The organism is Streptomyces sp. NPDC107498 (genome assembly GCF_055582805.1).
In genome coordinates, this window is sequence record NZ_JBVJPE010000027.1 from 52,698 (window position 1) to 78,133 (window position 25,436).

A 25,436-nucleotide genomic window follows, 5' to 3' on the forward strand; every position below is an offset into this window, starting at 1 on the left:
CGCACCGGCACCGGCGCCTTCGCCGCCCGGGTGAAGGTCGGCGGCGGCTGGCAGATGTACAAGACGCTGTCCTGACGCGTGATCCGGCGGGGCCCGTACGAGCACTCCGGTGCCGTACGGGCCCCGTCTCGTCCGCGCGTGAAGGCCGGCTCCGGCCGGAACGCCTTCACGTCCCTCCTCCGACCCGCCGGCCCCGGGCCCGGCCACGGCGGTCGGGCCCGCGGCGCGGCCGGTGTCGGATACCCGATCGGTTCCCGGCCCCTCTCGGGCTATGCTGCACGGGTGTGTTCGTCCACGGGCCGTTAGCTCAATTGGCAGAGCAGTGGACTTTTAATCCATTGGTTGTGGGTTCGAGTCCCACACGGCCTACGTGAGGCAGGGCGGGGGAACCCCTCCGACCTTGCCGGGGAGCGCCCCGTCCGGTTCCGACCGGGCGGGGCGCTTCGTCGTGCGGGGAGGAGACGGGCCCGTCGTCGGCAAGGCGTCGTCCTCCTGAGAACCTTTACCGGGTTCCCGCTGTCTTGTTCCTCGGGGTCCTTTCCCTCGAACGGGTCCGTCCGGGGGCGGCCCGGGGGAAGGTGGGGAAGCGTGGACGCGGAGTGTGGAGGTGGGGTCGGTGGCGGCGAGCGGTTCCGGTGATCCGGCGGGGGAGGCCCGACGTCTGGCCCGCTGGGCGCTGATCGCCACGGGGGTCGCGGGCGCGGCCCTGCTGACCGCGCTCGGCAGCGGGCTGCTGATCCTGTTGAGCGGGGTCGTGGGGCTCGCCGCCTCGGCCGTCGGCGTCTGGTGGTTCCTCGCGCACCGCGGGCCGCTGCGGCTGCTCGGCGGGACGCTCGCGGTGGCCGCGCCCCTCGTGACCCTCTATCTGTACGTCGTCGGGGGCGTCTGGGTGAACGCCCTCGTGGCCCTGGGGCTGTGGGGCGTGGCGCTGTCCTGCGCCCGGTCCGCCCTGCGCCGGCCGGAGGACGAGCGGGACGCGCTGATGCGGGGCCGGTCCGTCCCCCCGCCCCGCCGGCCCGTCCTGATCATGAACCCGAAGTCCGGGGGCGGGAAGGTCGAGCGGTTCCGGCTCGTCGAGCGGGCGGAGGCGCTCGGCGCCCGGGTGATCCTGGTCGACCCCTCCGAGCCGGTCGACGTCGCCGGGCTCGCGCGCGCGGCCGTGTCCGAGGGCGCCGATCTGCTCGGGGTGGCCGGCGGCGACGGCACGCAGGCGCTGGTCGCGGCGGTCGCCGCCGAGCACGACCTGCCGTTCCTGGTGATCTCGGCCGGCACCCGCAACCACTTCGCCCTGGACCTGGGCCTCGACCGCACCGACCCGTCGCGGTGCCTCGACGCGCTGCGCGGCGGCGAGGAACTGCGGGTCGACCTCGGCGACGTCGCCGGGCGGCCCTTCGTCAACACGGTCTCCTTCGGGGTGTACGCGGACGTGGTCCAGCGCCCCGAGTACCGCGACGCGAAGGCCGGCACCGCCCTCGACGCCCTGCCCGACCTGCTCCAGGGCGGTGAGGGCGACCGTCTCGACGCGACCGCCGACTCCACCCCGCTCACCGGGCAGCAGGCGCTCCTCGTCAGCAACAACCCGTACGCGGCCCCCGATCCCTTCGGCACGGTCGCCGCCCGCAGGATCCGTCTCGACGGGGGCGAGCTCGGGGTGATCGGCGTCCGGGTGGACGGAGCCGCCCAGGCGGCCGAGCTGGCCGTCCTGGGAACCCAGGCGACCGGCCTGAACGTTCTGACGGCCCGTAGGGTGGAGGTCGGGGGCGGTCCCGGCGGCGCGGGCGCCGTCATACCCGTCGCCGTGGACGGCGAGGCGCTGACCCTGCCCACGCCCGTCGTCTGCACCCTGCGTCCGCGCGCCCTGCGGGTCCTCGTGCCCCGCGACCGGCCGGGGTCGCCGGTGCCCCCGCCGCCGCTGGACTGGCGGCGCCTGACCCGGCTGGCCTTCCCCGAGGAGGCGGGCCGGAGCGGCCCGCCGGGGCCGCGCACGCCTTGAACCCCCGTACCACCGAATCCCCTAGGAGCGGAGCATGACGGACGACACGACGACCGGGACCCTCCGGGCGGTCCTGCACGACATCCGGGCCGTCGACGGTGCCGTGTACGCCGCGGTGGCCGCCACCTCCACGCCCACGCTCGACACGGCGTTCCGCCGGCTCTCCACGGCGGCGAACCACTCCAAGATCTCCTTCGCCGTCGCGGCCGGCCTCGCGCTGGTGCCGGGCCGGCCGCGGCGGGCCGCGCTCGCCGGGGTCGGGGCGATCGCGGTGGCCTCGGCCTCGGCGAACCTGCTGGGCAAGCGTCTGGTCCGCAGGCCGCGGCCGGACCGGGAGGCGGCCCGGGTGGTGGTGGGCCGTCACGTCCCCATGCCCACCTCCGCGTCGTTCCCCTCCGGGCACACCGCGTCGGCGGTCGCCTTCGCCACCGCCGTGGGATCCGTGCTGCCGCCGCTGTCGCTGCCCCTCGCGGCCCTGGCGTGGACCGTGGGCTACTCCAGGGTCCACACGGGCGTGCACTACCCGGGCGACGTCGCGGCGGGCGGCCTCCTCGGCGTCGCGAGCGCGGGCGTCTCCCTGGCGGCCGGGAGCTGGTGGGCCGCCAGGGAGAGGTGACCGCCCGTCAGGCGGGGCGACCGGCGGTACGGGACGGGGGCCGGGTCAGTAGGTCGCCCCGGCCAGGTCCTCCTCCGTGAAGCCGAGCGTCCCGATGCGCTCGGGGTCCGCCAGGACGTGCAGCTCGACGATCCGGTCCCCGACGACCGTGAACGTCATGAGCGCGCCCGGGCGGCCCTCGACGACCGACAGGACGGCGGGCTGGCCGTTGGCCACGACCCGCAGCGCGCCCGTGCGGAACTTCGCGTACATGAGGGCCTGCGCGATGACGGCCTCGGCACCCCGGACGACCCGGGAGACGGCCGCGAGGGTCCTGCCGCCGTCCGCGCGCAGCACCACGTCCGGGTCGAGGACGGCGAGCAGCCCCTCGAAGTCGCCGCCGTGCGCCGCGGCGAGGAAGGCGTCGGCGATCTCCCGCTGGCGCCGGGCGTCCGGGCCGGGGGCCGGGGCGGCGTCCTGCACCCGGCGGCGGGCGCGGCTGGCCAGCTGGCGGGTCGCCGCCGGGGTGCGGTCCACGATCCTCGCGATCTCGTCGAAGGAGACGGCGAACATGTCGTGCAGCACGAACGCGAGCCGCTCCGCCGGCCCCAGGGTGTCCAGGACGACGAGGAGCGCGAGCCCGACGGATTCGGTGAGCTCGGCCGCGTGCTCGGGGTCGGTGGTGTCGGCGACCCGGACGACCGGGTCGGGGACGTAGTACTCCAGCGGGTCCTCGCGGCGCGAGCCGCGCGAGCGCAGCATGTCCAGGCAGACGCGTCCGACGACCGTGGTCAGCCAGCCGCTGAGGTTCTCCACCGCGCTGACGTCGCTGCGGCTGAGCTTGAACCAGGCCTCCTGGACGGCGTCCTCGGCCTCGCTGAGCGAGCCCAGCATGCGATAGGCCACCGCCCGCAGATGGGCGCGGTCGGCGTCGAAGCGCCGGGCCAGGAATTCCTTGTCGAGCCCCTGGCCGGCTGCCGTTTCGTGGTCCACTCGTCGATCTCCCCGTTCGCGTCCCGTCATGCCGTCATGACGGAGGAAACCCCGCCGATGTGACACGGACGCCGGCGGCGGAGCCGGGCCCCGGGGTTCCGCTGCGTGAGATCCCCGCCGTCTCGTGGCGAACGCCCGGGATTTCCCGGCCGAAGCCCCCGACCACCGTGAATCCCCACTTCAGCACGATGATCTTCGTCCGTAGATTGATCACCATGACGACAACGACGACCCAGGTCAACCCCGTGCTCCGTACCCCGCCGGCCTCTCCCGCCGCCGCGGCCGCCTACTTCTCCGCCAGCCTCGCCTTCCACGCCGACGTCTCCGACGTGGCCTCCGCGCTCGCCGCCGCCGAGGGCGCCGACCCGGGCTTCGTGGTGATCGACTCCCGGTCCACCGCCTCCTGGGACCAGGGCCACGTCCCCGGCGCGATCCACCTGCCGACCGCGCTCGTCCCCGAGCAGGCCGAGCGGCTGCTCGACAAGTCCGTGCCGGTCGTCACGTACTGCTGGGGCCCCGGCTGCAACGGCGCCACGCGCGCCGCGCTGGCCCTGGCCGAGCTGGGCTTCCAGGTGAAGGAGATGCTCGGCGGCTTCGAGTACTGGGTGCGCGAGGGCTTCGCGTACGAGACGTGGGAGGGGCCCGCGGAGAAGGCCGCCGACCCGCTGACGGCGCCGGTCGACTCCGACGACTGCGGGTGCTGACGGATACCGATTTCGTGATCGCCCCGGTCATGCCGTAGAGTCGTGTTCACCGACGCGGGGTGGAGCAGCTCGGTAGCTCGCTGGGCTCATAACCCAGAGGTCGCAGGTTCAAATCCTGTCCCCGCTACTCAGTAGCGACGAAGGCCCGGATCCAGTCACTGGATCCGGGCCTTCGTCGTTCCCGGATCCGCTCCGCTTGACCTTGACGCAACGTCAAGATCTAGCGTTCGGGTCATGGAGTGGTCGATCCAGGAGATCGCCAAGAAGGCCGGCACCACCAGCCGCACCCTCCGCCACTACGGGGAGCGCGGACTGCTGGAGCCGAGCCGGATCGGCGCGAACGGTTACCGGTACTACGACCAGGCGGCGCTCGTGCGGCTGCAGCGGATCCTGCTGCTGCGCGAGCTGGGGCTCTCGCTGCCCGCCATCGCCGAGGTCCTCGCGGGGCAGCGGGACGCCTCCGCCGCCCTGCGCACCCATCTCGCCCTCCTGGAGCAGGAGCGCGAGCGCATCGGGCGCCAGATCGCGTCGGTGCGGACCACCCTCCGCAAGACCGAGAAGGGAGAAGAGCTCATGGCCGAGGAAGTGTTCGACGGTTTCGACCACACGGTGTACGAGGAGGAGGTCGCCGAGCGCTGGGGACGCGACGCGTACGAGAAGGGCGACCGCTGGTGGCGGTCGCTCACGGACGAGCGGAAGAAGGCCTTCATGGAGGAGCAGGCCGGCATCGCCCGCGACTTCGGGCGGGCGGCCCGGGACGGCCTGGCCGCCGACGGCGACGAGGTGCAGGCGATCGCGCGGCGCCAGGTCGCGTGGCTGTCGACGACCACGACGCCGACCAGGGAGTACGTGATCGGCCTCGGGCAGATGTACGTGGACGACCCGCGCTTCACCGCGAACTACGACCGGCACGGCGAGGGCACCGCGGTCCTCGTCCGGGACGCGATGAAGGTCTACGCCGAGCGGAACCTCTGACGGTCCGCTGCCCGGCGTGAACGGTGGCCGAAACCGGCCCGCCTCTTTGCGGCCGCGTCGCACCCCACCGTAACCTCACGCACACCATGAGTGACGAGCGCGTGAGTGACCTGAGCCGACGGGGGCCCGCCGTGCTCGTCCTGCTCGCGCTCCTCGCCCTCCTCGTGAGCGTCTGCCACGGCCCCCACGGGCACGCGCTCCCCACCTCCGGCACCGCGACCGTCTCCGCCCCCGCGCACGCGCACGGCTGCGAGCGGTCCGGGGACGCCTGGACCTTCGACGCCCACCTCCCCGCGCAGGCCCCCGCCTCCCCGCTCGCCGCGCCCGGCACCGGCGGAGCCGCGGTCCCGTCCCGCGCGGCGGACCTCCGCACCGATCCCCGAGCGCGCTGCGTCCGGTACCGGGCGGGCCCCGGTCCGGAGCCGGGCCGCCTGCTCGTCGCCCTCGGGGTGGACCGGAACTGAGCCGGGTCCCGCACTCGCGTGACCAGGTTCCCTTTCGCGTACCCACCCCGAGGACGTCTCCCCGTGACCGCACCACCCGCGCTTCCCGTCGACGGACAGACCGTCGGCAACACCCCCGTCCTGTGGACGGACGACGGCTACTGGGCCAAGCTCGAAGGCTTCAACTTCGGCGGCATCAAGGACCGCGCCGCCCTCCACATGGTCGAACAGGCCCGCCGCCGCGGAGAGCTGCGGCCCGGCGCCCCGATCGTCGAGTCGACCTCCGGGACCCTCGGTCTCGGCCTCGCCCTCGCCGGCGTGCTCCACGGCCACCCCGTGCACGTCGTCACCGACCCCGGCCTCGAACCGATCGTCGAGCGGCTGCTCGTCGCCCACGGCGCCCGGGTCCACGTCGTCCCCGGGGCGAGCCCGCACGGCGGCTGGCAGCAGGCCCGGATGGACCGGGTCGCCGAGCTGCTCGGGAGCCTCGACGGGGCCTGGTGGCCCGACCAGTACGGAAACCCCGACAACCCCGCCGCGTACGCGGGGCTCGCCGCCGAACTGTCCGCGCAGCTCGGCCGGATCGACGTCCTCGTCTGCGCGGTCGGCACCGGCGGTCACTCGGCCGGGATCTCCCGGGCCCTGCGCGCCGGCTCCAGCCCGGCCCTGGAGCTGGTCGGGGTGGACTCCGTGGACTCCACCGTCTTCGGGCTTCCGGCCGGGGAGCGGCTGATGCGCGGCCTCGGCTCCTCCATCCACCCCGGGAACGTCGACCACGGGGCCTTCGACGAGGTGCACTGGGTGGGTCCGGCGGAGGCGGTCCGCGCGGCACGCCGACTGGCCTCGCGGCAGTTCGCCACCGGTGGCTGGAGCGTGGGCGCGGTCGCGCTGGTCGCCGGCTGGCTGGCCCGGACGCGGCCGCGCGGCACCCGGATCGCGGCGGTCTTCCCGGACGGGCCGCAGCGGTACTTCGACACCGTCTTCAACGACGAGTTCTGCGCGGCGCACGGGCTGCTCGACGGTCCCGTACGGGAGGACCCCGCCGCGTACGTCTCCGCCGACGCGGTCAGCGGCTGGACCCGCCGGGTCCTGGAGCGTGTCCGGTGACGACGACGACCGCGCCCGCGAAGGCCAGGGGCGGCGTCTGGAGGCAGACCCGCACCTTCGATCCGGCCGTACGGCTCCTCTTCCTCAACCAGCTCACCATCAACCTCGGCTTCTACATGCTCATGCCGTACCTGGCCGCGCACCTCGCGGACGGGCTCGGCATGGCCGCCTGGGCCGTCGGCCTCGTCCTCGGCGCCCGGAACCTCTCCCAGCAGGGCATGTTCCTGGTCGGCGGGGCGCTCGCCGACCGGCTCGGCTTCAAGCCGCTCATCGTGGCCGGCTGCGCGCTGCGGACGGTCGGCTTCGGGGCGCTGGCCTTCGCGCAGTCGCTGCCGACGCTGATCGCCGCCTCGCTCGCGACGGGGCTCGCGGGGGCGCTGTTCAACCCCGCCGTGCGGGCCTGTCTCGCGGCGGAGGCGGGGGAGGAGCGCCGGGTGGAGGCCTTCGCCCTGTTCCACGCGTACTACCAGGCGGGCATCCTGCTCGGGCCGCTCGTCGGGGTGGCCCTGACGGGGGTGTCGTTCCGGCTGACGTGCGTGGTCGCGGCGGTGCTGTTCGCCGGGCTGACCCTGGTCCAGCTCCGGCACCTGCCCGTTCGGGCCGCCGCCGGACCTTCCGGGGAGGAGGGAGCGCGGGAGCAGTTCCGCACGGTGCTCGCCCACCGCACCTTCTGGCTCTTCTCGCTCGCCATGACCGGCTCGTACGTGCTGTCCTTCCAGGTCTATCTGGCGCTGCCGCTCGCGGCGGGCGGCACGGGCACGACGACCGCGCTGTTCGTCGTCTCGGCGCTCGTCGCGCTCGCCGGACAGCTGCGGATCACGGCCTGGACCCGGCGCCGGCTCAGCCGGGAGCGGTGTCTCGTCCTCGGCCTCGCGCTGATGGGCGGGGCCTTCCTGGTCCCGGCCGTCCCGGGCCGGGGGCCGGTCGGACTGCTGCTGTGCGCGGCGGTCCTGGCCGTCGCGAACGCGGTGCTCTACCCGTACGAGATGGACACCGTCGTCGCCCTGTCCCGGGGGCGCTGGGTGGCCACCCACTACGGGCTCTACAACACGGTGTGCGGGATCGGGATCACCCTGGGGAACCTGGGGACCGGCGTGCTCCTCGACGTCGCCGGCCGGTCGGCGCTGCCGTGGCTCGCGTTGTGCGCGGTGGGCCTGGGGTGCGCGGCGGCGATGGCGCTCCTCGCCCGGGGCGGGCGGCTGGCGGCCGACTGACCCCGTGTCCCGTACGCCACTCGGCCCCGTGGGAGTCGCCGCGCCGGGCGGCGGCGGCCACCCTGGGAGGGCGCGGTGCGGACCGCGGCCGGTCGGACCGGGCAGGAGAGCACAGGTGGGGCACCCCCTAGGAGCGGCGGGCGGAGGACGGCGGGGCGGCGAGGGCCGCCCCGAGCACAGCGGTGCCCGTCGGTTCATCCGCGCGCTGCCCCCGCTGGTCATCGCGGGCGGCATCGGCTTCGACCTGGCGACCCCGCCCGCGTACACCGCGTCGCCGCTCTTCTCCGCCGCCCCGCTGATCGCCGCGCCCTTCTTCTCGATGCTGACCACCCTCCTCACCGGGATCGCGGCCGTCCTCGCCTCCGTCGGGCTGCACCTCTACAACGGCACCGCCGACGAGGTCCCCTCCCTCACCGAGACCCTGACCGTCCTCACCGTCTCCGCGCTCGCCCTCCTCATCAACCGGGTCGTGCGCCGCAGCGGCGAGCGGCTCGCCTCGGCGCGGGTCATCGCGGAGACCGCGCAGAAGGCGGTGCTGCCGACGCCCGCGGAGCGGATCGGCGGACTGCAGTGCGCGGCGCGGTACGAGGCGGCGCAGGCCGACGCGTTCATCGGCGGCGACCTGTTCGCCGTCCAGGACACCCCGCACGGGGTGCGGCTCGTGGTCGGGGACGTCCGGGGCAAGGGGATGGACGCGGTCGAGGCCGTCGCCGTCGTCATCGGGGCCTTCCGGGAGGCGGCCGAGCAGGAGCGGACCCTGGAGGGCGTGGCGCGGCGCCTGGAGCGGGCGCTGGCCCGGGAGGGCACCCGCCGGCACGGCCTCGACGCCTTCGAGGGGTTCACCACGGCCGTCCTGGCCGAGATCCCGCGCGCCGACGGGAGCGGGACCTTCGACGGTTTCGTACGGGTCGTCAACCGGGGGCACCCGCCGCCGCTAATGCTGTACGCGGACGGGCGGCTGGACCCACTGGAGCCGGGCGAGGCGGCGCTGCCGCTCGGCATGGGCGACCTGGCGGCGTGGCCGGACCGGGCGGAGGCGCGGCCGTTCCCGCCGGGCGCGACGCTGCTCTTCTACACGGACGGCCTCTCGGAGGCGCGGAACGCGCGGGGCGTCTTCTACGATCCGGTGGCGCGCCTCGCCGGGCGGATCTTCCCGGGGCCCGAGGAGCTGCTCGACGCGCTCGTGGACGACGTACGGCTCCACACGGGCGGCGGGTCGACCGACGACATGGCGCTGCTCGCGGTGAGCCGGCCGGCGACGGGGCAGCCCGAGCGGCGCCGGACGATGCCGGTGGTGCCGCCGGGCAGCCCCGGTCACCGGCCGTAGTCGAGAGGTGTCACTGCGATAACAATTGACATAACGTCAGATCGCGAGGGTTTCGCCGTTCCCGCCCCGAGCCCCCCTGAAGGGGGGTCAACTCGGGCGATACACCCCCAATCCAATGAATGATCAAGGGGAACGGCTTGGAATCGGGACCCCCTGTCTATTAACGTTCGATAACGCAGCGCGGTCGTCCCAGCCGTCGCAAGAGACGGCACCGCGCGCACGCGCCGAATCCTGAAAAGGAACCGGGGAACCACCACTTGGGGTGAATCGGGCCCCTTCGCACCCGTGCGAACCACGCACGCGCGCGAGAGCCCGTAGGAGACCTTCCTGCTCCGAACCCGTCAGCTAACCCGGTAGGCGAGAAGGAAGGAAAGGAGCGCGCCTTCGTGGCGTCCAACACCCCCGCCCCCGAAGTCCCCTTCGACGCCTTCGGCGGCGGCGCGGGTCCCGCCGCTCCCGACACCGAGTGGAACCCCACCGAGGGCTCCCTCCGCGCCGAGAGCCGCTCCGGCGGCCGGCACCGGGTCGTCAAGCAGCGCTCCAACTTCGCCCGCTCCTCCACCGTCCTCGGCGTCGGCGTCATCGCGGCCGTCGGCGCGGGCGGCCTCGCCACCGCGCAGGAGAAGCCCCCGGTCGCCATATCGCTGCCGGACCTCCCCGACCTGAACCTGCCGGACGCCCACGACCTCCCCGGCCTCGGCGACCTCCTCCCCGAGGAGGACAGCGCGCCCGTCACCGCGGCCCGCGCCAACCCGGCCCCGCTCACCGCCGCGACCTACACGACCGACACCGCCGACCGGGCGACCGGACAGGCCGAGCAGGCCGCCGCCCCCGCCGCGGGCGAGGCCCTGCGCGCCCGCATCCTCCAGCAGGCCGAGCAGCAGCAGGCCTCCGCCGACGCCGCCGAGAAGGCCGCGACGGAGAAGGCGGCGGCCGAGAAGGCCGCCGCGGAGGCCGAGGCCAAGGAAGCCGCCGCGGAGAAGGCGGCCGCCGAGGCGAAGGCGAAGGCCGAGGCGGAAGCCAAGGCGAAGGCGGAGGCGGAGGCCGCCGCCAAGGCCGAGGCCGAGCGCCTCGCCCAGCTCGCCGCCAGCTACTCGCTGCCGGTCTCCTCGTACACCCTCACCGCCACCTACATGCAGTCCGGCTCGATGTGGTCCTCCGGCCACCACACCGGCCTCGACTTCGCCGCCCCCACGGGCACCCCGCTCAAGGCGGTCCACGGCGCGACCGTCAAGTCGGCGGGCTGGTCCGGCTCCTACGGCTACCGGATCGTCCTGGAGCTGGAGGACGGCACCGAGGTCTGGTACTGCCACCTCTCGTCCATGCTGGTCAGCGCCGGGCAGACCGTCTCCACCGGCGAGACCGTCGGCCGCGTCGGCGCCACCGGCAACGTCACCGGCGCCCACCTCCACATGGAGGTCCACACCCCCGGCGGCGACGGCATCGACCCGGCGTCCTGGCTCCGCTCCAAGGGCCTGAGCCTCTGAGGAACCGCACGGAATAGGCCCGGCGGCGGGAACGGTTGACCGACGCATGACCTCTCTCCGCCGACTGGGCACCTCCGATCTGCACGTCTTCCCCGTGGCCCTGGGCGGCAACGTCTTCGGCTGGACCGCCGACGAAGCGCAGTCCTTCGCCGTCCTCGACGCCTACGCCGCCGCAGGCGGCAACTTCGTCGACTCCGCCGACGTCTACTCCGCCTGGGCCGAGGGCAACGAGGGCGGCGAGTCCGAGACCGTCATCGGCCGCTGGCTCGCCTCCCGGGGCAACCGCTCCGACGTCCTCGTCGCCACCAAGGTCGGCGCCCACCCCCACTTCAAGGGGCTGTCCGCCACCACCATCAAGGCGGGCGCGGAGGAGTCCCTCCGCCGCCTCGGCACCGATCACATCGACCTCTACTACACCCACTTCGACGACGAGTCCGTCCCCGTCGAGGAGATCGTCACCGCCCTCGACCAGCTGGTGAGGGACGGAAAGGTGCGCGCCGTCGCCGCCTCCAACATCTCCCCCGAGCGGCTGCGCGCCTCCCTCGACTTCGCCGAGGCCGAGGGCCTCGCCCGGTACGTCGCCCTCCAGCCGCACTACAACCTGGTCTCGCGCGACACCTACGAGGGCCCGCTCCTGGAGACCGTCGAGCGGGCCGGGCTCTCCGCCGTCCCGTACTACGGGCTCGCGTCCGGCTTCCTCACCGGCAAGTACCGCCCCGGCGCCGGCGTCGACAGCGCCCGGGCCACCGGCGCCGCCAAGCACCTGGAGACCGAGCGGGGCCGGGCCGTGCTCGCCGCGCTCGACACGGTCGCCGAGGCCCACGGGGCCGCACCCGCCACCGTCGCCCTCGCCTGGCTCGCCTCCCGCCCGACCGTCGCCGCACCGATCGCCTCGGCCCGCACGGTCGAACAGCTCCCGGCCCTGGTCGCGGCCGCCGACCTCACCCTCACGGAGGCCGAGCTGACCCTCCTCACGGAGGCCTCCGCCGTCTAACTGCGGTACGGGTTGTAGCCGTCGTAATCCAGGTACTGCGGCGGCGCCCAGACCCGGCCCGTCGCCCGGGCCGCGTACGTGAGGGCCGGGGAGGCGACCGCGCGGCGCTGCCACAGGTGGTGCAGCAGCTCCTGCTCCCGGGCCGGGAAGTCGGGCCCGGCCGTGCCGCGCCGGGCCCGGTCCCGCAGGAACGCGAGGGTCGTCGCGAAGGACTCGTACTCGCCGACCGCCCGCGCGGCCGGCGGCCCGTACGTCCGGGCGGCGAACGAGCGGGCCACCTGCCGGGCGCGCATCGAGGACAGCGCGAGCGGCTCGGTGGGCGCGAGCCAGCCGGCCGCCGCGTACGCCGGGAGCTCCCCGGATATCGTGCGCAGCTCGCGCTGCCGGCTCCACACCGCCAGCCAGGTCAGCAGACCGAAGGCCGGGACCATGAGCGCCCCGTACACCGCGTAGAAGGCCAGCGGGCCGCCGAAGGTGGCCGAGCCGTTCCAGGCGGCGTGCAGGCTCATGGCGAGCAGCAGCCCGGCCAGGGGCAGCAGCACCCGGCGCAGCCGCTTCCCGCGCGGCGCGAGGGCGGCGAAGCCGAAACCGATGCCGGTGAGCACGGTGAACAGCGGATGCGCGAACGGCGACATCACGACCCGTACGAAGAAGGTCGCGGCGGTCACCGAACCGATGCCCGAGGAACCGAACTCCTGGTCCTCGCCGAAGGCGTTCCCGAGGTAGAGGACGTTCTCGGTGAAGGCGAAGCCGGTCGCGGTGAAACCGGCGACCACGACCCCGTCGACGAGGCCGCCGAAGTCCCTCCTGCGGAACAGGAACAGCAGCAGGACCGCCGCCGCCTTCGCGCTCTCCTCCACCACCGGCGCGACCACCGTGGCGCCGAGCGTGTCCGCCGAGTCCGGGTCCGCGGTGGCCGTGGCTATCCAGCGGACCGCGAAGGAGTTCGCCAGGATCGCGACGAGCGCGGCGGCGAAGGCACCCCAGGCGAAGGCGAACAGCATGTTCTTCCAGGGCCCCGGCTCGACCCGGTCGAGCCAGCGGAACGCCGACATCAGCAGCGGTACGGGAAGCACCGCGAGGCCCAGGCCGACGAGGAAGCCCTGCGTGCCGGTCTGCTCGCGGACCAGCGCCAGGATGACCAGGGCGCAGAGCGCGAGCAGCGTCACGACGGCGATCGCGCGGACCACCCGGCTGCGCCAGAAGGACCGTCGGGGCCGGTAGCGCCACTGGGATCGGTCGGCGGCGGCGGGGAAGGCCGGCTCCTCGGTGTCCCGGTGCGGGACGGGAACGGCGTCCGGCGGGGCGCCGGCGACTGGATTCGACACGTGATCGACCCTAACGAGCCGCACCGACACCGGCGACGGAGATATGCGTCCCGGGGTCACTTCCTCCGGGATCCGGGCCGTTTCCTCCGGAACCCGAAGCCGTTTCCTCCGGAACCCGGGGTCACTTCCTCCGGAAGAGGAGGTCGTGCACGACGTGTCCCTTGTCGAGCCCCTGTCCCTCGAAGCGGGTGAGGGGCCGGAAGGCGGGGCGGGGCGCATAGCCGCCGTCGGCCTGGGTGTTCTCGTAGTCCGGGTGCGCGGAGAGCACCTCGAGCATCTGCTCGGCGTACTCCTCCCAGTCCGTGGCGCAGTGCAGCACGGCCCCGGGCTTCATCCGCGGCGCCAGGAGGCCGAGGAACTCGGGCTGGATGAGCCGCCGCTTGTGGTGGCGCGCCTTGGGCCACGGGTCCGGGAAGTAGACCCTGCAGCCGTCGAGGGACGCGTCGGCGAGCATCTCGCGCAGCAGGATGACCGCGTCGCCGTTGGCGACCCGGACGTTGGTCAGACCGTTCCGGTCGGCGAGGCCGAGCAGATTGCCCTGGCCCGGGGTGTGCACGTCCACGGCGAGGATCCCGGTCCCGGGATCGGCGGCCGCCATCTGCGCGGTCGCCTCGCCCATGCCGAAGCCGATCTCGAGGACGACCGGAAGCCCCCCGAACATCTCGTCCAGATCGAGGACCCGCTTGCCGTCGATGTCGAGGCCCCAGTCGGGCCACCGCTTCAGCATGGCCTCGGCCTGTCCGTACGTGACACGGCTGCGGCGCGGCTGGAAGCTGCGGATCCGCCGCTCGTGGTGGGCCCCGGCGGGGTCGGGCATGGGCCCCTCGCCGGGGGCGAACATCCGGCTGCCCCGCCGCGCGGCGGGCTGTCCGGGGTCGGCGACGGGCTGCGGGCCGTTCTCAGTCTGCTCAGACACAATGCGCCCGATTCTACGGCGGACCCGGGGGAAGGGCCTCCGCGCCCGGCGGGCTACAGGCGGGACAGGGCCCGGGCCGCCACCTCGCGTCCGATCGGCAGGGAGGCCGTGGCCGCGGGCGAAGGCGCGTTCAGGACGTGGACCGTCCGGGGCGCCTCACGGATCAGGAAGTCGTCGACGAGCGTCCCGTCCCGCAGCACCGCCTGCGCCCGCACCCCCGGCGCGGCCCGCCGCAGGTCGGACTCCTCGACGATCGGCAGCAGCCGCCGCACGGCCTCCGTGAAGGCCCGCTTCGAGAGCGACCGGTGCAGCTCGCCCGCGCCGTACCGCCAGTGCTCGCGGGCGATCGCCCACGACCCGGGCCACGCCAGGGTGGCGCCCAGCTCGCGCGGGCGGACCACGGACCAGCCGTACCCCTCCTTCGCGAGCGCCGGGACCGCGTTCGGCCCGATGTGGACGCCGCCGTCGATGCCCCGGGTCAGGTGCACCCCGAGGAAGGGGAAGGCGGGGTCCGGCACGGGATAGACCAGGCCCCGCACGAGCGAGGGGTCCGCGAGCTCGTAGTACTCCCCCCGGAAGGGGACGATCCGCATGCCCGGGTCGTCGCCCGCGAGCCGGGCGATCCGGTCGCAGTGCAGCCCCGCGCAGTTCACCAGGACCTTCGCCCGCACCACGCGCCCGTCGGCGGTCCGCACGGCCGCGCCGAACGGCCGCCGGTCGATGACGGCGACCTCCGCGCCGTACAGGATCCGGGCCCCGGAGGACTCGGCGAGCCGCTCCGTCACCGCCCCGTAGTCGCAGATGCCGGTCGTGCCGACGTGGATCGCGGCGAGGCCCCGCACCCGCGGCTCGTACTCGCTGATCTGTGCCGGGCCGAGCTCGCGCACGGGGATGCCGTTCTCCCTGCCGCGCTGCACGAGCGCGTGCAGCCGGGGCAGCTCCTCGCGGTCGGTGGCGACGATGAGCTTCCCCGTCACTTCGTGCGGAATGCCCCACTCCGCGCAGAACTTGACCATTTCGGCCGCGCCCTGGACCGCGAACCGTGCCTTGAGCGACCCGGGGCGGTAGTAGATCCCGCTGTGGATCACCCCGCTGTTGCGCCCGGTCTGGTGGCGCGCGAGGGCGTGCTCCTTCTCCAGGACCGTGACCCGGGTGCCGGGAGCGGCGCGCGTCAGGGCGTACGCCGTCGACAGACCGACGATCCCGCCGCCGATCACCAGCACGTCGCAGTCAAACACCAGCGCCACCTCCCGTCCCCGATAGTGCACTGGCCCACTGACAACGCGGCTAAACGCCCACCTCGTGGGACGCGCGTCACTCCGGGTCCGCGGCCGGTTCCGGAGCGACGTCCGGGGAGGGGGCCGCCCCCCGCGCCGGAGCGACGCCCCGTGCGGCGGCCGCCCCTCACGCCGGAGCGACGAGCAGCGGCCGGGCCCGCTCGCGGAGTTCCATGACGCGCGGCTCGTCCCCGTACGGTTCGAGCCGGTGCAGCAGGTCCCGTACGTACTCGGTCGTCCGCGCCGAGGAGATCCGGCCCGCCACCTCCACCGCGCGCGTGCCCGCCGCGCAGGCCGCGTCCAGGTTGCCCGACTCCAGTTCGGCGACGGCGGAGACGACGAGCCGCAGCCCGTGCGAGCGGACGAACTCCTCCGTCGGCCGGGACAGCGCCTGTTCGGTGAAGCGCCGCACCTCGCGCGGCATCCTCAGGTCCCGGTAGCACTCGGCGGCGTCGGCGCAGAACCGGTCGTACGAGTAGAAGCCGAGCCAGGTCGGGTCGGCGTCGCCCTCCCGCGAGCGCTCCAGCCAGCCCTCGGCGGACTTCAGCGCGGCCGCGGCGGCGGCCCCGTCGCCGGCCTTGGCGTGCGCGCGGGCCTCGACGAGCCGGAAGAAGGACATGGTGCGGGCGGTGGCGAGCCCCCGGTTCCGTTCGAGCGCGGCCTGGGCGAGGTCGACGCCCTCGTCGGCGAAGCCCCGGTAGGTGGCCTGGAGGGACATGGAGGCGAGGACGTATCCGCCGAGGGGCACGTCGGCGGCGGCGCGGGCGAGCCGCAGGGCCTGGATGTAGTAGCGCTGGGCGGCCTCCTGCTGGCCGGTGTCGAAGGCCATCCAGCCGGCGAGCCGGGTGAGCTCGGCCGTCGCGCCGAACAGGTTCCGGCCGACCTCGTCCGAGTACGAACCGAGCAGCAGCGGCGCCGCGTCCACGCGTAAGCACTCGGGCACCATCGACGAACGCCAGTCCCCGCCGCCGTACTTGGAGTCCCAGCGCCGCGCGTCCTCGGCGGCCTCGCGGAGCTTGGCGACGTCGCTGTGGCCCACGCGCGCGTGCTCCGCGGCCGCCGCGGCGGGGCCGGTGCCCGCGCCGGGGCGCGGGGCCTCGCGCTCCACCGACGGGTCGGCGGGGGTTATCAGCCAGCGGGACGCGGGCGTCGCGTACGCACTGACCGAGAAGGACCCGGCGAGCGACTGCCAGATGCCGCCCCCGCCGGCCCGCCGGCCGGCGAGATCCAGCCGGTACAGGTCGGTGGCCGAGCGGACCGCCTCGCCGACGTCGCGCGGGAAGGCGAGCCCGACCTCGGGCGCCGGGTCGGCGTCCGCGAGGCCTATCTCGTGCAGCGGCACGGGCCGGCCCAGCTTCTGCCCGATCGCGGCGGCGATCAGGTGCGGGGCGGCGCCCTGCGGCACCATGCCCTTGGACACCCACCGGGCGACCGAGGTCTTGTCGTAACGAAGCGTCAGTCCCCGCTGCGCACCGAGGTCGTTGACGCGCCGGGCGAGCCCGGCGTTGCTGATTCCCGCGAGGGCGAGAACCGTGCCGAGCTTTTCGTTCGGCCCGCGTTGCTCCCTGGACATGACGCCACCCCTCGACCACCCAGACGGCCGCCACGACGCCGGGCATAGGCGTGCGGCATTCGTAAACACAGCGTAGTTCGCCGCATCCCTACCGTTAAGGGGCGGTGTTCCGTATGGCGAGATTGTTGTGTGAACGTGCGACGAACGGGTCCGGCGGGGCGGCTCGTGCTCCGGCCGTGTGGCCGTGCGCCCGGCCGTGCGCTCTCGTCCGGCCGACGGGGGAGCGCTTCCATGAGTACCGCGTGGGTCGGCCCGCCCGGCCGGGGACGGTGTCCCGGACCAGTGGGCCGGGGGACAACCGCCGTCCCATTCCCCGCGGGCGGCGGACGGCGCCGGGGGGCGGGAGCGCCTCCCGGACGGCCGAGGGCCGGCCCGGTGCCCGGCCGCCCCCGAAACATCGCGCGGGGGTCGATATTTGGCCGAATGGCGCCGGTGTCCCGTCGAAGATCAACCGGCCCATGCCAGGGGCGCATTCGGCTTTCGCGCGCGTGCGCCCGGACCCCGCCCCGTGCGCCGTTGTCATGGCAGCATGTCCTCCACCGAAACGGACGTGGAGGCGCCGATGCGATGGCTGGTGGGCTGGAGCAGTGTCGCCGCGAACGTCGCAACGACCGCTGCGGGCCGGGCGGGGACGGTCCACGGCACGCACGGCTCGGGACGCGCCTCCGGCTCCGGGACCCCCTCCGGCTCCCCGTACGACCCCGGATACGACCCCGTCTCCCCGTACGGCTCCGGCACCGGTCCCGGCTCCCCGTACGGCTCCGGTCCCGGCCCCGCGGCCGAGGGGCGCACGGTGCAACCGGTGGGCGCACAACTCCTGTGGGGCGACCCCGACCCCCTCTGGGCGGTCGGCGACTGGCGCCCCGACGAGGTCCGCGTGGTGGCCGTCGACGACCACACCCGCCTCGCCGTCCTCGGCTGCTGCGCCGCGAGCGACGAGGAACTGCGCATCGGGCTGCTCACCGCGCGCGGGGGAGCGCTGCGGCACCTGACCGCCTGGCCCGGCAGCTACACCGCCGTCGTGAAGGCCGGCCGCCGCGTCACCGTCACCGGCGACCTCGTGGGCGCCCGGCCGGTGTTCCACACCCCGTGGGCCGGCGGCACCGCGTACGCCACCGCCGCCCTGCCGCTCGCCGACCTCGTCGAGGCCCAGCTCGACATCGGCCACCTCGCCGCCCTGCTCGCCTGCCCCGAGACCCCGGAGGCGCTGCGCGACTCCACCCCGTACGAGGGCGTGCGACGGGTGCCGCCCGGCCACGCGCTGATCCTGCGGGAGGGCTCGCGCGAGATCACCGGCTACGAGCAGGTGGCCTCGCTCGCCGTCGCGGCGCCCGAGGCCGACCCCCGGGAGGCCGTCGAAGGGGTGCGGGACGCCCTCGTCGAGGCCGTGCGCGCCCGGCTCGCCGCCCCCCGGCACGCCCCCGAGGCGCCGCTCCCCGACCCGGGCCCGGTCCCCGGCATGGGCCCCGCCGACCGGCGCGCCGCCCGGGGCGCCGGCCCCGCGCCCGGCATCGGCGCCGACCTGTCCGGCGGCAGCGCCTCCGGCACGCTCGCCCTGCTCGCGGCGGGCCTCCCGGGGGTGCCGGGCACGATCACCGGCCAGGGCACCGGCGCGGGGGAGCGGCTGCTCGCCGTCACCTTCAACGACCTGGCGACCCGGGCCGGCGCGCGCCGCACGGCGGAACTGGAACGGGCCCGCGCGATCGCCGCCGACCCCCGCCTGCACCACGTCGTCGTCGCGGGCGGCGAGGAGGCCCTGCCGTACGCGGCGCTCGACGGGCCGCTCACCGACGAGCCGGGGCCCGCGCTCGTCATCGCCGAGCGGCACCGCAGACGGCTCGCCGGCGGCAGCGCCGACCACTTCACCGGCATGGGCGCCAAGCAGGTCCTGGACGCGCACCCGGCGCGCCTCGCCGACCTCCTGATGGACCGAAGACGCCGCTCCCTGGTGCGCCCGGTGACGGCGCTCGCCAAGGCCTCGGGGCCGTCGGCGGGAGCGTTCCTGGTGCCGCTGACCGTCTACCGGGCGGCGCGGAAGCTGGCCCGCACCCCGTACCGGACGGGTCTGGAGGCGGCGGCCCGGCGGGTCCTGGAGGCGAACCGCACGGCCCCGGACGGCTTCGGCCCGCTGGAGGCCTCGCTCTCCGCCCTCGCCTGGTCGCGGCCGGGCCCGGCGGCGCGCTGGCTGACGGGCGAGGCCCTCGCCGAAGTATCGGTTCGCCTGAACCGGGCGGCGACGCTCCCGGCCGCCGTCCAGCGCCCCGGCGAGGCACGCGCGCGTGCCGCCCTCGTCCGCGCGGCGGCCGACCACCGGGTCCTGGAACAGGCGGCGGAGATCCGGGGCCAGCGCCTCCACGCCCCCTTCCTCGACAACCAGGTCGTACGGGCCTGCCGCGACCTCCCCGAATCGCTCCGGGTCCAGCCGGACGCCCGGGCCGGCGTCCTGCGCGCGGTCCTCTCCGGCGCCGGCGTCCACGACGTCCCCGCCGGCTGGGGCGCCCCCCACCCGGCCGTCCCGGCCGCCGCCACGCGCGCGGGCCTGCGCGCCGCGCTCCCGCAACTCCTCGCCCTCTTCGACGCGCCGCTCCTCGCGGACGCCGGCCTGATCGAGGCCCGCGTCGTCCGCAAGGCGCTGCGCGCGGCGGCCGACGGCGCCCCCGTCCCCCTCGACGGCCTCGCCGACCTCGTCTCCACCGAACTCTGGCTCCGCCGCCTCCTCGCCCGCCGGGGCTCCTGCTGGACGGACACCACGACCCCCCGCCCCCCTCGCGCGGCCCAGGGCCCACTGATCCCGGCATCGCGGCGGTCGCTGCCGGCGTGAGGGTCCGCGAGGCCCTCCTCGTCGGCCGCGAGGCAGGCGAAGCCGTATCGACCGCGAGACAGGCGAAGCAGTGTCGACCGCGAGACAGGCGAAGCAGTGTCGACCGCGGGGCCGGCGAAGCCGTCGTCCGCTCCGGGCCCGCCGGGGACGACTACGCCCACGGGCACATCCACGAGCCGGGGCGGTCGTCCCGCTTCCCCGCCCTCTCGGCTCCGACCTGGACACCGGCGCCTCCCGAGGGACTCACCGCGACAAACTCCGAGGCGCCCTCCGAGCCCGCCCGACACAATGGGCCGGTGCGGTATCTCATCCTCGGCACCACCGAGGTCCTCCGGCCCGACGGCACCCCGCTGCCCCTCGGCGGTGCCCGGCTGCGCGCGCTGCTCGCCGCACTCGCGCTGCGCGGCGGACGGGCCGTCTCCGTCGGCGAGCTCGCCGACGACGTGTACGGGGACGACCCGCCGCAGGACGCCCCCGCCGCCCTCCAGGCCCTCGTCGGCCGCCTCCGCCGGATCCTCGGCCGGGAGGCCGTCGCCTCCGCCCCCGGCCCCGGCTACCGGCTCGTCGCCGGCCCCGACGACATCGACCTGTACGTCTTCCGGCGCCTGGCCGGGAACGGCGCCGCCCGCCTCGACGCCGGCGACCCCGACACCGCCGCCGCCCTCCTGCACGAGGCCCTCGGCCTCTTCCGCGGCCCCGCCCTCGCCGACCTGCCCGACCCGGCGGGCGTCCGGCCCGAGGCACAGCGGCTCGCGGCGCTCCGGCAGCGCGTCGAGGCCGACCTGCGCCGGGGCGCCACCGACGGACTCGTACCGGAGCTGACCGAGCTCACCACCACGTACCCGTACGACGAGGCCTTCCGCGCCCACCTCATCCGCGCCCTGCGGGCCGAGGGCCGCCACGCCGACGCCCTCACCGCGTACGAGTCGGCCCGCCGCACCCTCGCGGACGCCCTCGGCGCCGACCCGGGCCCCGAACTCACCGCCCTCCACCGCGAACTCCTCACCGGAGCCGCCCCGGACCCGAGTCCGAGTCCGGCCCCGACCCCGGCCGCGCCCGCCCCCGAGCCCCCGGCGCCACCCGCCCCCGCCCCGGTTCCACCCGCCTCCGCCCCCGAGCGGTCCGGAGAGACCGGCAACATCCGACCCCGGCTCACCTCCTTCGTCGGGCGCGAGCCCGAACTCGACGCCCTCCACGCGGACCTGTCCCGCTCCCGGCTCGTCACGCTCATCGGACCCGGCGGCTCCGGCAAGACGCGGCTCGCCGAGGAGGCCGCGCTCCGGGCCGCCGGCCCCGCCGCCTGGATCGCCGAACTCGCCCCGCTCGACGACCCCGACGCCGTCCCCGGAGCCGTCCTCTCCGCGCTCCGCCTCCGCGAGGTCAACCTGATCACCCGCGACGGGGCGTCGCTCCAGGACGACCCCACCGCCCACCTCGTCGAGCACCTGGCCCACCGCCCGCTGCTCCTCGTCCTCGACAACTGCGAGCACGTCATCGACGCGGCCGCCGCCCTCGCCGAGACCCTGCTCACCCACTGCCCGCGGCTCCGCGTCCTCGCCACCAGCCGGGAGCCCCTCGGCGTCCCCGGCGAGTCCGTCCGCCCCGTCGAGCCCCTCCCGCCCGGCCCCGCCCACCGCCTCTTCGCCGAGCGGGCCCGCACCGTGCGCCCCTCCTTCGACCTCGCCCGGGACGGCGGCGAGGCCGTCGACGAGATCTGCCGCCGCCTCGACGGCCTGCCGCTCGCCATCGAACTGGCCGCCGCCCGGCTCCGCCTCCTCACCCCGCGCCAGATAGCCGACCGCCTCGACGACCGGTTCCTCCTCCTCACCTCCGGCTCGCGGACCGTCCTGCCCCGCCAGCAGACCCTCCGCGCCGTCGTCGACTGGTCCTGGGACCTCCTCGACCCGGCCGAGCGCACCCTGCTCCGCCAGGTGTCGGTCTTCGCCGGGGGCTGGGACCTGGCCGCCGCCGAGGCCCTCTCCCCGGGCGCCGCCGACTCCCTGGGCGCCCTGGTCGACAAGTCCCTCGTCGTCGCCACCCCCACCGAGGGCGGCGAGATGCGCTACCGGCTCCTGGAGACCATCCACGAGTACGCGACCGAGCGCGCCGCCGAGGACCCCGAGCTGCTCGCCGCCGCCGAAGCCACCCACACCGCCCACTTCACCGCCCTCGCCGAGGCCGCCGAGCCCCGCCTCCGCTCGGCGGAGCAGCTCCCCTGGATCGACCGCCTCGAACGGGACCTCGACAACATCCGCGCCGCCCTCCACCGCACCCTCGTCACGACCCCCGGGCCCTCGGCTCCGCTCGCACCGGGGGGACCCCCGCCCGACGAGGCCGCCGCCCTCCGGCTCGTCTTCGCCATGGGCTGGTTCTGGTGGCTGCGGAACTACCGCCCCGAGGGCCTGGCCTGGGTCGAGCGCACGATCGCCCTCGGCGAGGACCCGTCCGACCCCGCCGACCCCCGGTACTGGCCCCGCATGCACCTGCGCATGCTGCACTTCTTCCTCGCGGTCGAGAGCCACGCGATGGGCGACTTCCAGGAACCGGAGACCCGCGCGCTCGTCCGGCGCGTCCGCGACGCGTTCGGCGCGGACCCCGGCCCCGAGGCGGCCCGCTTCCCCGGCCTGCTCTGGCCCTTCACCGCGTACCTCACCGAGGAACCGGTCGTGATCCGCTCCCTCCTCGACACCGCCGTCGACAACTGCCGCCGCCACGGCGGCGACTGGGAGCTCGGCGTCAGCCTCATGTTCCGGACGCACATGGCCGTCGACATGCCCGGCGGCATGCCCGGCGTCGACGAGGCGCTGGCCGAACTCCGCGCCATCGCCCGACGCGTCGGCGACCGCTGGATGGGTGCCCAGATCGCGAGCGCGGCGGGCGAGTCGTACACGATGCGGGGCCGGCACACGGAGGCGGGCGAGGCGTACGAGGAGGCCCTCGGCCTCGCCCGCGAGGTCGGCGCCCACGCCGAGGCCCCGTTCCTCCTGGCCCGGCTGGCCGAACTGTCCTACCGCACCGGCGACCTGGAGACCGCCGGGCGGATCCTCGACGAGGCCGCACGGGAGGCCGACCGCCACCACGTACGCGACAGCCAGACCTACGTCCGCTTCCTCCGCGCGGCCTTCGCCCTCCACCGTCGTGACATCACCGAGGCCCGCGCCCAGCTGGAGGAGGCGAGCCGGACGGTCGCGCTCGGCACCCCGCCGCCCCACTTCGAGGCGGCGGTGACCGGGATCGCCGCCCGCGTCGAGGCGTACGAGGGCAAGGGCGTCGCCGCCGTCGCCACGGCCGTCACGGCCCTCCGCACCGCGCGGGACGCGCAGTGCGCGGACTTCGTCACCACCGGCCTGGGGGAGGGGCTCGCCATCGCCCTGGTCGAGGCGGGCGAGGCCGACCTCGCCGTACGGGTCCTGGCCGCCGTCGACCGGTGGCGCCGGGACACGCCCCGCTCGGTCCCCGAGCTGAAGGACACCGAGGCCGTGACGGCCCGGGCGCTCGTCGAGCTCGACGCTTCGGCCCTGGCGGCGGCCCGCGCGGCCGGTGCGGGCCTCGACCTCGACGAGGTCCTCGGCCTCGTCGAACCCTTCGCACCCGACCGGCCGGCCGCCGGGACGGGCGTCAGGAGCAGCTGATCCGGGACTCCGCCCAGTCGGCGACCGCGGCCCGGCCGAACGGCGTGTGCTCCTCCACCACGAGCCGGATCGTGGAGAGCCCGGAGAGGTCGACGTGCACCGGGACCGGCGGGTCGCCGGCCCGGATCACGTCGGAGCGCCAGAGCCGCTCGCCGTCCCCGTGGACGGAGAAGCGGACGCCGCCGACGCCGAGCCGGGCGCTCAGCTCGTCGACGCCGACGACCGCGTCGTAACTCGTGCACGGCCGGTTGAGGTCGATGAGCAGCGAGGACGGCGCGGGGACGCTCACCCCGTGCGCGTACCGCGTGCCGCCGACGGACAGGTCGTCGCGCTGCCACATCCAGCTGCTGTCCGAGAGGGACACCTCGGGCTCGGTGCCGTCGCCGAAGACCCCGTACCGCAGCTCGTTGACCTGGTAGACGGTCGGCGGCGCGGTCGGCGGCGCCGGTTCCGGGGCGGGCTTCTCGCGGGTGGGCGCCGGCTTGGGCACGGGCTTCGGGGACGGCTTGTGCGTCGGCTTCGGCGTGGGCTTCGGCGTGGGCCTGGGAGTCGGCTCGGGGCTGGGCTCCGGGGGAGGCGGCGGGGCGGGCGCCGGCGGCTCGGAGGGAACGGGCGGGGCCGGCGGCGCGGGCTCCGGGGAGGGCTTCGCCGGCGGCGCGGGCTCCGGCGGCGTGACGGGGGTGACGACCGGCTGGGCGGGCCGGGGCGCGGCCACGGGCTGCGGGTCCCCGGCCATGGACCAGACGAGCCCGGCGGCCGCGGCGACCGCCACGGCCGCCGCGATGCCGGCCTTCACGGGCGCGCCGAGCCCCTCGGCGGCACCGCCCGAGGCGGCGCCCCCGGAGGACCCGGAGGCGGCGGCCGCCGCGCCCGCGCCGGCCGCGGCGGCGGTGCCACCGGCGACGACACCGGCGGCCTTGAGCGAGTAGCCGGCGGCGAACCAGCCGATGACGGCCACCGGCAGGAGCGCGGGGATCCCGGCGTTCACGTGGGCCAGCTCACCGGCGGCGAGCCGGCACTTCGCGCATGCGTCCAGGTGTTTGCGCAGGCCGCGCTCGGCCCGCATCCGCAGCCCGCCGCGCGCGTAGGCGCCGAGCCGGTCCGCGTAGCGGGCGCAGTCGCCGCCCGCCGTCAGGGACTGGCTGACGTGCGCCTGGAGGTAGGCCTGCTTGAGGCCCTCGCGGGCCCGACTGGCGAGCACGGCGGTGGCGTTGGCGGTCAGCCCGAAGAGCGGGGCGACCTCGCTCGGGGACTCCTCCTCGACGGTGGTGTGCCAGAGCACGGCCTGCCAGCGCTCCGGCAGCGAGCGGAAGGCCTGCACGGCGAGGGACCGCTCGGCCTCGTGCATGGCGCGGACGTCCGCGCCGAGGTCCGTCGTGTCCCGGTCCGAGACCTCGGAGGAGCGGGCGGCGTCCGCGGCGAACACCGCGAAGTCCTCGACGAGGTGCTCGCGCCTCTGGGTCCTGGTCCAGTGCGCGGCGACCCGCCGGACGGTGGTCATGAGGTAGGCGCGCACGGCCTGTTCGGGCCCGGCCCCGCCGCGGACCGCCTGGAGGGTGCGGGCGAAGACCTCGGCGGTGAGGTCGTCGGCGGTGTGCGCGTCCCGGCAGCAGGTCCTGGCGTAACGGCGGACGGCCCCGGAGTGGCGGCGGAACAGCTCCTCGTACGCGGAGTCGTCGCCGTCCCGCATGAGCTGCACGAGCTCGGCGTCGGAGGGCGGCAGTGCGCGCGGCGGCGGAAGGACGGTGTCGGACTCGTCGTGACCGGCTCCGTCGTGACCGGCTCCGTCGTGACCGGCTCCGCCGTGGACGCCACCGGCGTGGACGCCGCCGTCGCCGTGACCGCCGTGACCGCTGCGATCGTCATGGGCGGCGCCGCCCTCGCCGTCGGCGCCGCCGCTACCGTCACCGCCGCCGGGTCTTGTCCCGCGGCTCGCGGCCCCGGCCCCGGCGACGCCCCCGGCCCCGGAACCCGCCCCGTGACCCGTCCCCGCGGGCTTGCCCTCACGCTGCTGCGGCACGCTCGCGTCGAGCGGCTCGGCGTGTCTGGTCGGCGCT

General features: G+C 75.5%; 18 protein-coding genes, 2 tRNA genes and 1 riboswitch. Of the genes, 14 read left to right on the top strand and 6 right to left on the bottom strand.

Features of this window, described 5'->3' with window-relative positions; translation table 11 throughout:
* The first annotated feature begins 296 nt into the window (after window positions 1-296).
* The 3 genes from ACZ66Z_RS32565 to ACZ66Z_RS32575 all read left to right on the top strand — a co-directional run bounded on the left by ACZ66Z_RS32565 (window position 297) and on the right by ACZ66Z_RS32575 (window position 2,609).
* Window positions 297-369, top strand: a tRNA-Lys gene (locus tag ACZ66Z_RS32565).
* A 247-nt stretch (window positions 370-616) separates the two neighbouring features.
* On the top strand, window positions 617-1,993 hold the full coding sequence (locus ACZ66Z_RS32570; RefSeq protein ID WP_469939219.1) for a diacylglycerol kinase family protein: 1,377 nt from the start codon (window positions 617-619) through the stop codon (window positions 1,991-1,993).
* Window positions 1,994-2,027: 34 nt separating this feature from the next.
* Complete coding sequence (locus ACZ66Z_RS32575) at window positions 2,028-2,609, top strand: phosphatase PAP2 family protein (protein WP_469939221.1); 582 nt, start codon at window positions 2,028-2,030, stop codon at window positions 2,607-2,609.
* 45 nt (window positions 2,610-2,654) lie between these two features.
* Here ACZ66Z_RS32575 and ACZ66Z_RS32580 read toward each other — a convergent pair whose 3' ends face one another.
* A complete protein-coding gene (locus tag ACZ66Z_RS32580) occupies window positions 2,655-3,611 on the bottom strand; it encodes a sigma-70 family RNA polymerase sigma factor (protein ID WP_469939223.1) in 957 nt (318 codons plus the stop codon).
* Window positions 3,612-3,796: 185 nt separating this feature from the next.
* Here ACZ66Z_RS32580 and ACZ66Z_RS32585 point away from each other — a divergent pair, with 185 nt between their 5' ends.
* From ACZ66Z_RS32585 to ACZ66Z_RS32625, 9 genes are all read left to right on the top strand, one after another.
* Complete coding sequence (locus tag ACZ66Z_RS32585) at window positions 3,797-4,285, top strand: rhodanese-like domain-containing protein (RefSeq protein ID WP_469939224.1); 489 nt, start codon at window positions 3,797-3,799, stop codon at window positions 4,283-4,285.
* Between the two features lie 53 nt (window positions 4,286-4,338).
* Window positions 4,339-4,412 (top strand) — tRNA-Met (locus ACZ66Z_RS32590).
* 107 nt (window positions 4,413-4,519) lie between these two features.
* Window positions 4,520-5,260, top strand: coding sequence for a MerR family transcriptional regulator (locus tag ACZ66Z_RS32595; protein WP_469939225.1), 741 nt, complete (start codon window positions 4,520-4,522; stop codon window positions 5,258-5,260).
* 86 nt (window positions 5,261-5,346) lie between these two features.
* Window positions 5,347-5,724, top strand: coding sequence for a hypothetical protein (locus ACZ66Z_RS32600; RefSeq protein WP_469939226.1), 378 nt, complete (start codon window positions 5,347-5,349; stop codon window positions 5,722-5,724).
* Between the two features lie 63 nt (window positions 5,725-5,787).
* Window positions 5,788-6,810, top strand: coding sequence for a PLP-dependent cysteine synthase family protein (locus ACZ66Z_RS32605; protein WP_469939227.1), 1,023 nt, complete (start codon window positions 5,788-5,790; stop codon window positions 6,808-6,810).
* A complete protein-coding gene (locus ACZ66Z_RS32610) occupies window positions 6,807-8,024 on the top strand; it encodes an MFS transporter (RefSeq protein WP_469939229.1) in 1,218 nt (405 codons plus the stop codon). Before ACZ66Z_RS32605 ends, ACZ66Z_RS32610 begins: the two co-directional genes overlap by 4 nt.
* Window positions 8,025-8,139: 115 nt before the next feature.
* Window positions 8,140-9,351 carry a PP2C family protein-serine/threonine phosphatase gene (locus ACZ66Z_RS32615; RefSeq protein ID WP_469939230.1) on the top strand — a complete coding sequence of 404 codons (1,212 nt, stop codon included), beginning with the start codon at window positions 8,140-8,142 and terminating at the stop codon, window positions 9,349-9,351.
* Between the two features lie 212 nt (window positions 9,352-9,563).
* Window positions 9,564-9,725, top strand: a riboswitch (cyclic di-AMP (ydaO/yuaA leader).
* 12 nt (window positions 9,726-9,737) lie between these two features.
* Window positions 9,738-10,838: a M23 family metallopeptidase gene (locus tag ACZ66Z_RS32620; RefSeq protein ID WP_469939231.1), complete on the top strand. Its 1,101-nt coding sequence runs from the start codon at window positions 9,738-9,740 to the stop codon at window positions 10,836-10,838.
* A gap of 46 nt (window positions 10,839-10,884) precedes the next feature.
* The gene (locus ACZ66Z_RS32625; RefSeq protein WP_469939233.1) at window positions 10,885-11,832 is read left to right on the top strand and encodes an aldo/keto reductase; all 948 of its coding nucleotides are present in this window, start codon (window positions 10,885-10,887) and stop codon (window positions 11,830-11,832) included.
* On the opposite strand, the gene ACZ66Z_RS32630 is transcribed toward ACZ66Z_RS32625, so the two are convergent.
* The 4 genes from ACZ66Z_RS32630 to ACZ66Z_RS32645 form a co-directional block, all read right to left on the bottom strand.
* Window positions 11,829-13,160, bottom strand: a complete 1,332-nt coding sequence (locus tag ACZ66Z_RS32630) for a PrsW family intramembrane metalloprotease (protein ID WP_469939234.1) — start codon at window positions 13,158-13,160, stop codon at window positions 11,829-11,831. The two genes, ACZ66Z_RS32625 and ACZ66Z_RS32630, sit on opposite strands and share 4 nt — an antisense overlap.
* A gap of 121 nt (window positions 13,161-13,281) precedes the next feature.
* Window positions 13,282-14,001, bottom strand: coding sequence for a tRNA (guanosine(46)-N7)-methyltransferase TrmB (trmB, locus tag ACZ66Z_RS32635; RefSeq protein WP_469939249.1), 720 nt, complete (start codon window positions 13,999-14,001; stop codon window positions 13,282-13,284).
* 128 nt (window positions 14,002-14,129) lie between these two features.
* Complete coding sequence (gene lhgO / locus ACZ66Z_RS32640) at window positions 14,130-15,314, bottom strand: L-2-hydroxyglutarate oxidase (RefSeq protein WP_469939235.1); 1,185 nt, start codon at window positions 15,312-15,314, stop codon at window positions 14,130-14,132.
* 166 nt (window positions 15,315-15,480) lie between these two features.
* Complete coding sequence (locus tag ACZ66Z_RS32645) at window positions 15,481-16,926, bottom strand: MFS transporter (RefSeq protein ID WP_469939237.1); 1,446 nt, start codon at window positions 16,924-16,926, stop codon at window positions 15,481-15,483.
* Window positions 16,927-17,488: 562 nt separating this feature from the next.
* Between ACZ66Z_RS32645 and ACZ66Z_RS32650 the strand changes: the two genes are divergently transcribed.
* Together ACZ66Z_RS32650 and ACZ66Z_RS32655 are read left to right on the top strand one after the other, a co-directional pair.
* Complete coding sequence (locus ACZ66Z_RS32650; protein WP_469939251.1) at window positions 17,489-19,747, top strand: asparagine synthase-related protein; 2,259 nt, start codon at window positions 17,489-17,491, stop codon at window positions 19,745-19,747.
* Window positions 19,748-20,043: 296 nt separating this feature from the next.
* A complete protein-coding gene (locus ACZ66Z_RS32655; protein WP_469939239.1) occupies window positions 20,044-23,379 on the top strand; it encodes an ATP-binding protein in 3,336 nt (1,111 codons plus the stop codon).
* Here the strand turns inward: ACZ66Z_RS32655 and ACZ66Z_RS32660 are convergent.
* Window positions 23,366-25,399 carry a sigma-70 family RNA polymerase sigma factor gene (locus tag ACZ66Z_RS32660; protein WP_469939241.1) on the bottom strand — a complete coding sequence of 678 codons (2,034 nt, stop codon included), beginning with the start codon at window positions 25,397-25,399 and terminating at the stop codon, window positions 23,366-23,368. The genes ACZ66Z_RS32655 and ACZ66Z_RS32660 overlap by 14 nt on opposite strands.
* Window positions 25,400-25,436 lie beyond the last annotated feature (37 nt).

Bases quoted from the DNA above. Each gene is read 5' to 3' on its own strand.
- ACZ66Z_RS32575 (WP_469939221.1), top strand. From the start codon at position 2,028: ATGACGGACGACACGACGACCGGGACCCTCCGGGCGGTCCTGCACGAC.
- ACZ66Z_RS32580 (WP_469939223.1), bottom strand. From the start codon at position 3,611: ATGACGGGACGCGAACGGGGAGATCGACGAGTGGACCACGAAACGGCA.
- ACZ66Z_RS32585 (WP_469939224.1), top strand. From the start codon at position 3,797: ATGACGACAACGACGACCCAGGTCAACCCCGTGCTCCGTACCCCGCCG.
- ACZ66Z_RS32595 (WP_469939225.1), top strand. From the start codon at position 4,520: ATGGAGTGGTCGATCCAGGAGATCGCCAAGAAGGCCGGCACCACCAGC.
- ACZ66Z_RS32600 (WP_469939226.1), top strand. From the start codon at position 5,347: ATGAGTGACGAGCGCGTGAGTGACCTGAGCCGACGGGGGCCCGCCGTG.
- ACZ66Z_RS32625 (WP_469939233.1), top strand. From the start codon at position 10,885: ATGACCTCTCTCCGCCGACTGGGCACCTCCGATCTGCACGTCTTCCCC.
- trmB (WP_469939249.1), bottom strand. From the start codon at position 14,001: ATGTTCGCCCCCGGCGAGGGGCCCATGCCCGACCCCGCCGGGGCCCAC.
- ACZ66Z_RS32645 (WP_469939237.1), bottom strand. From the start codon at position 16,926: ATGTCCAGGGAGCAACGCGGGCCGAACGAAAAGCTCGGCACGGTTCTC.
- ACZ66Z_RS32650 (WP_469939251.1), top strand. From the start codon at position 17,489: ATGCGATGGCTGGTGGGCTGGAGCAGTGTCGCCGCGAACGTCGCAACG.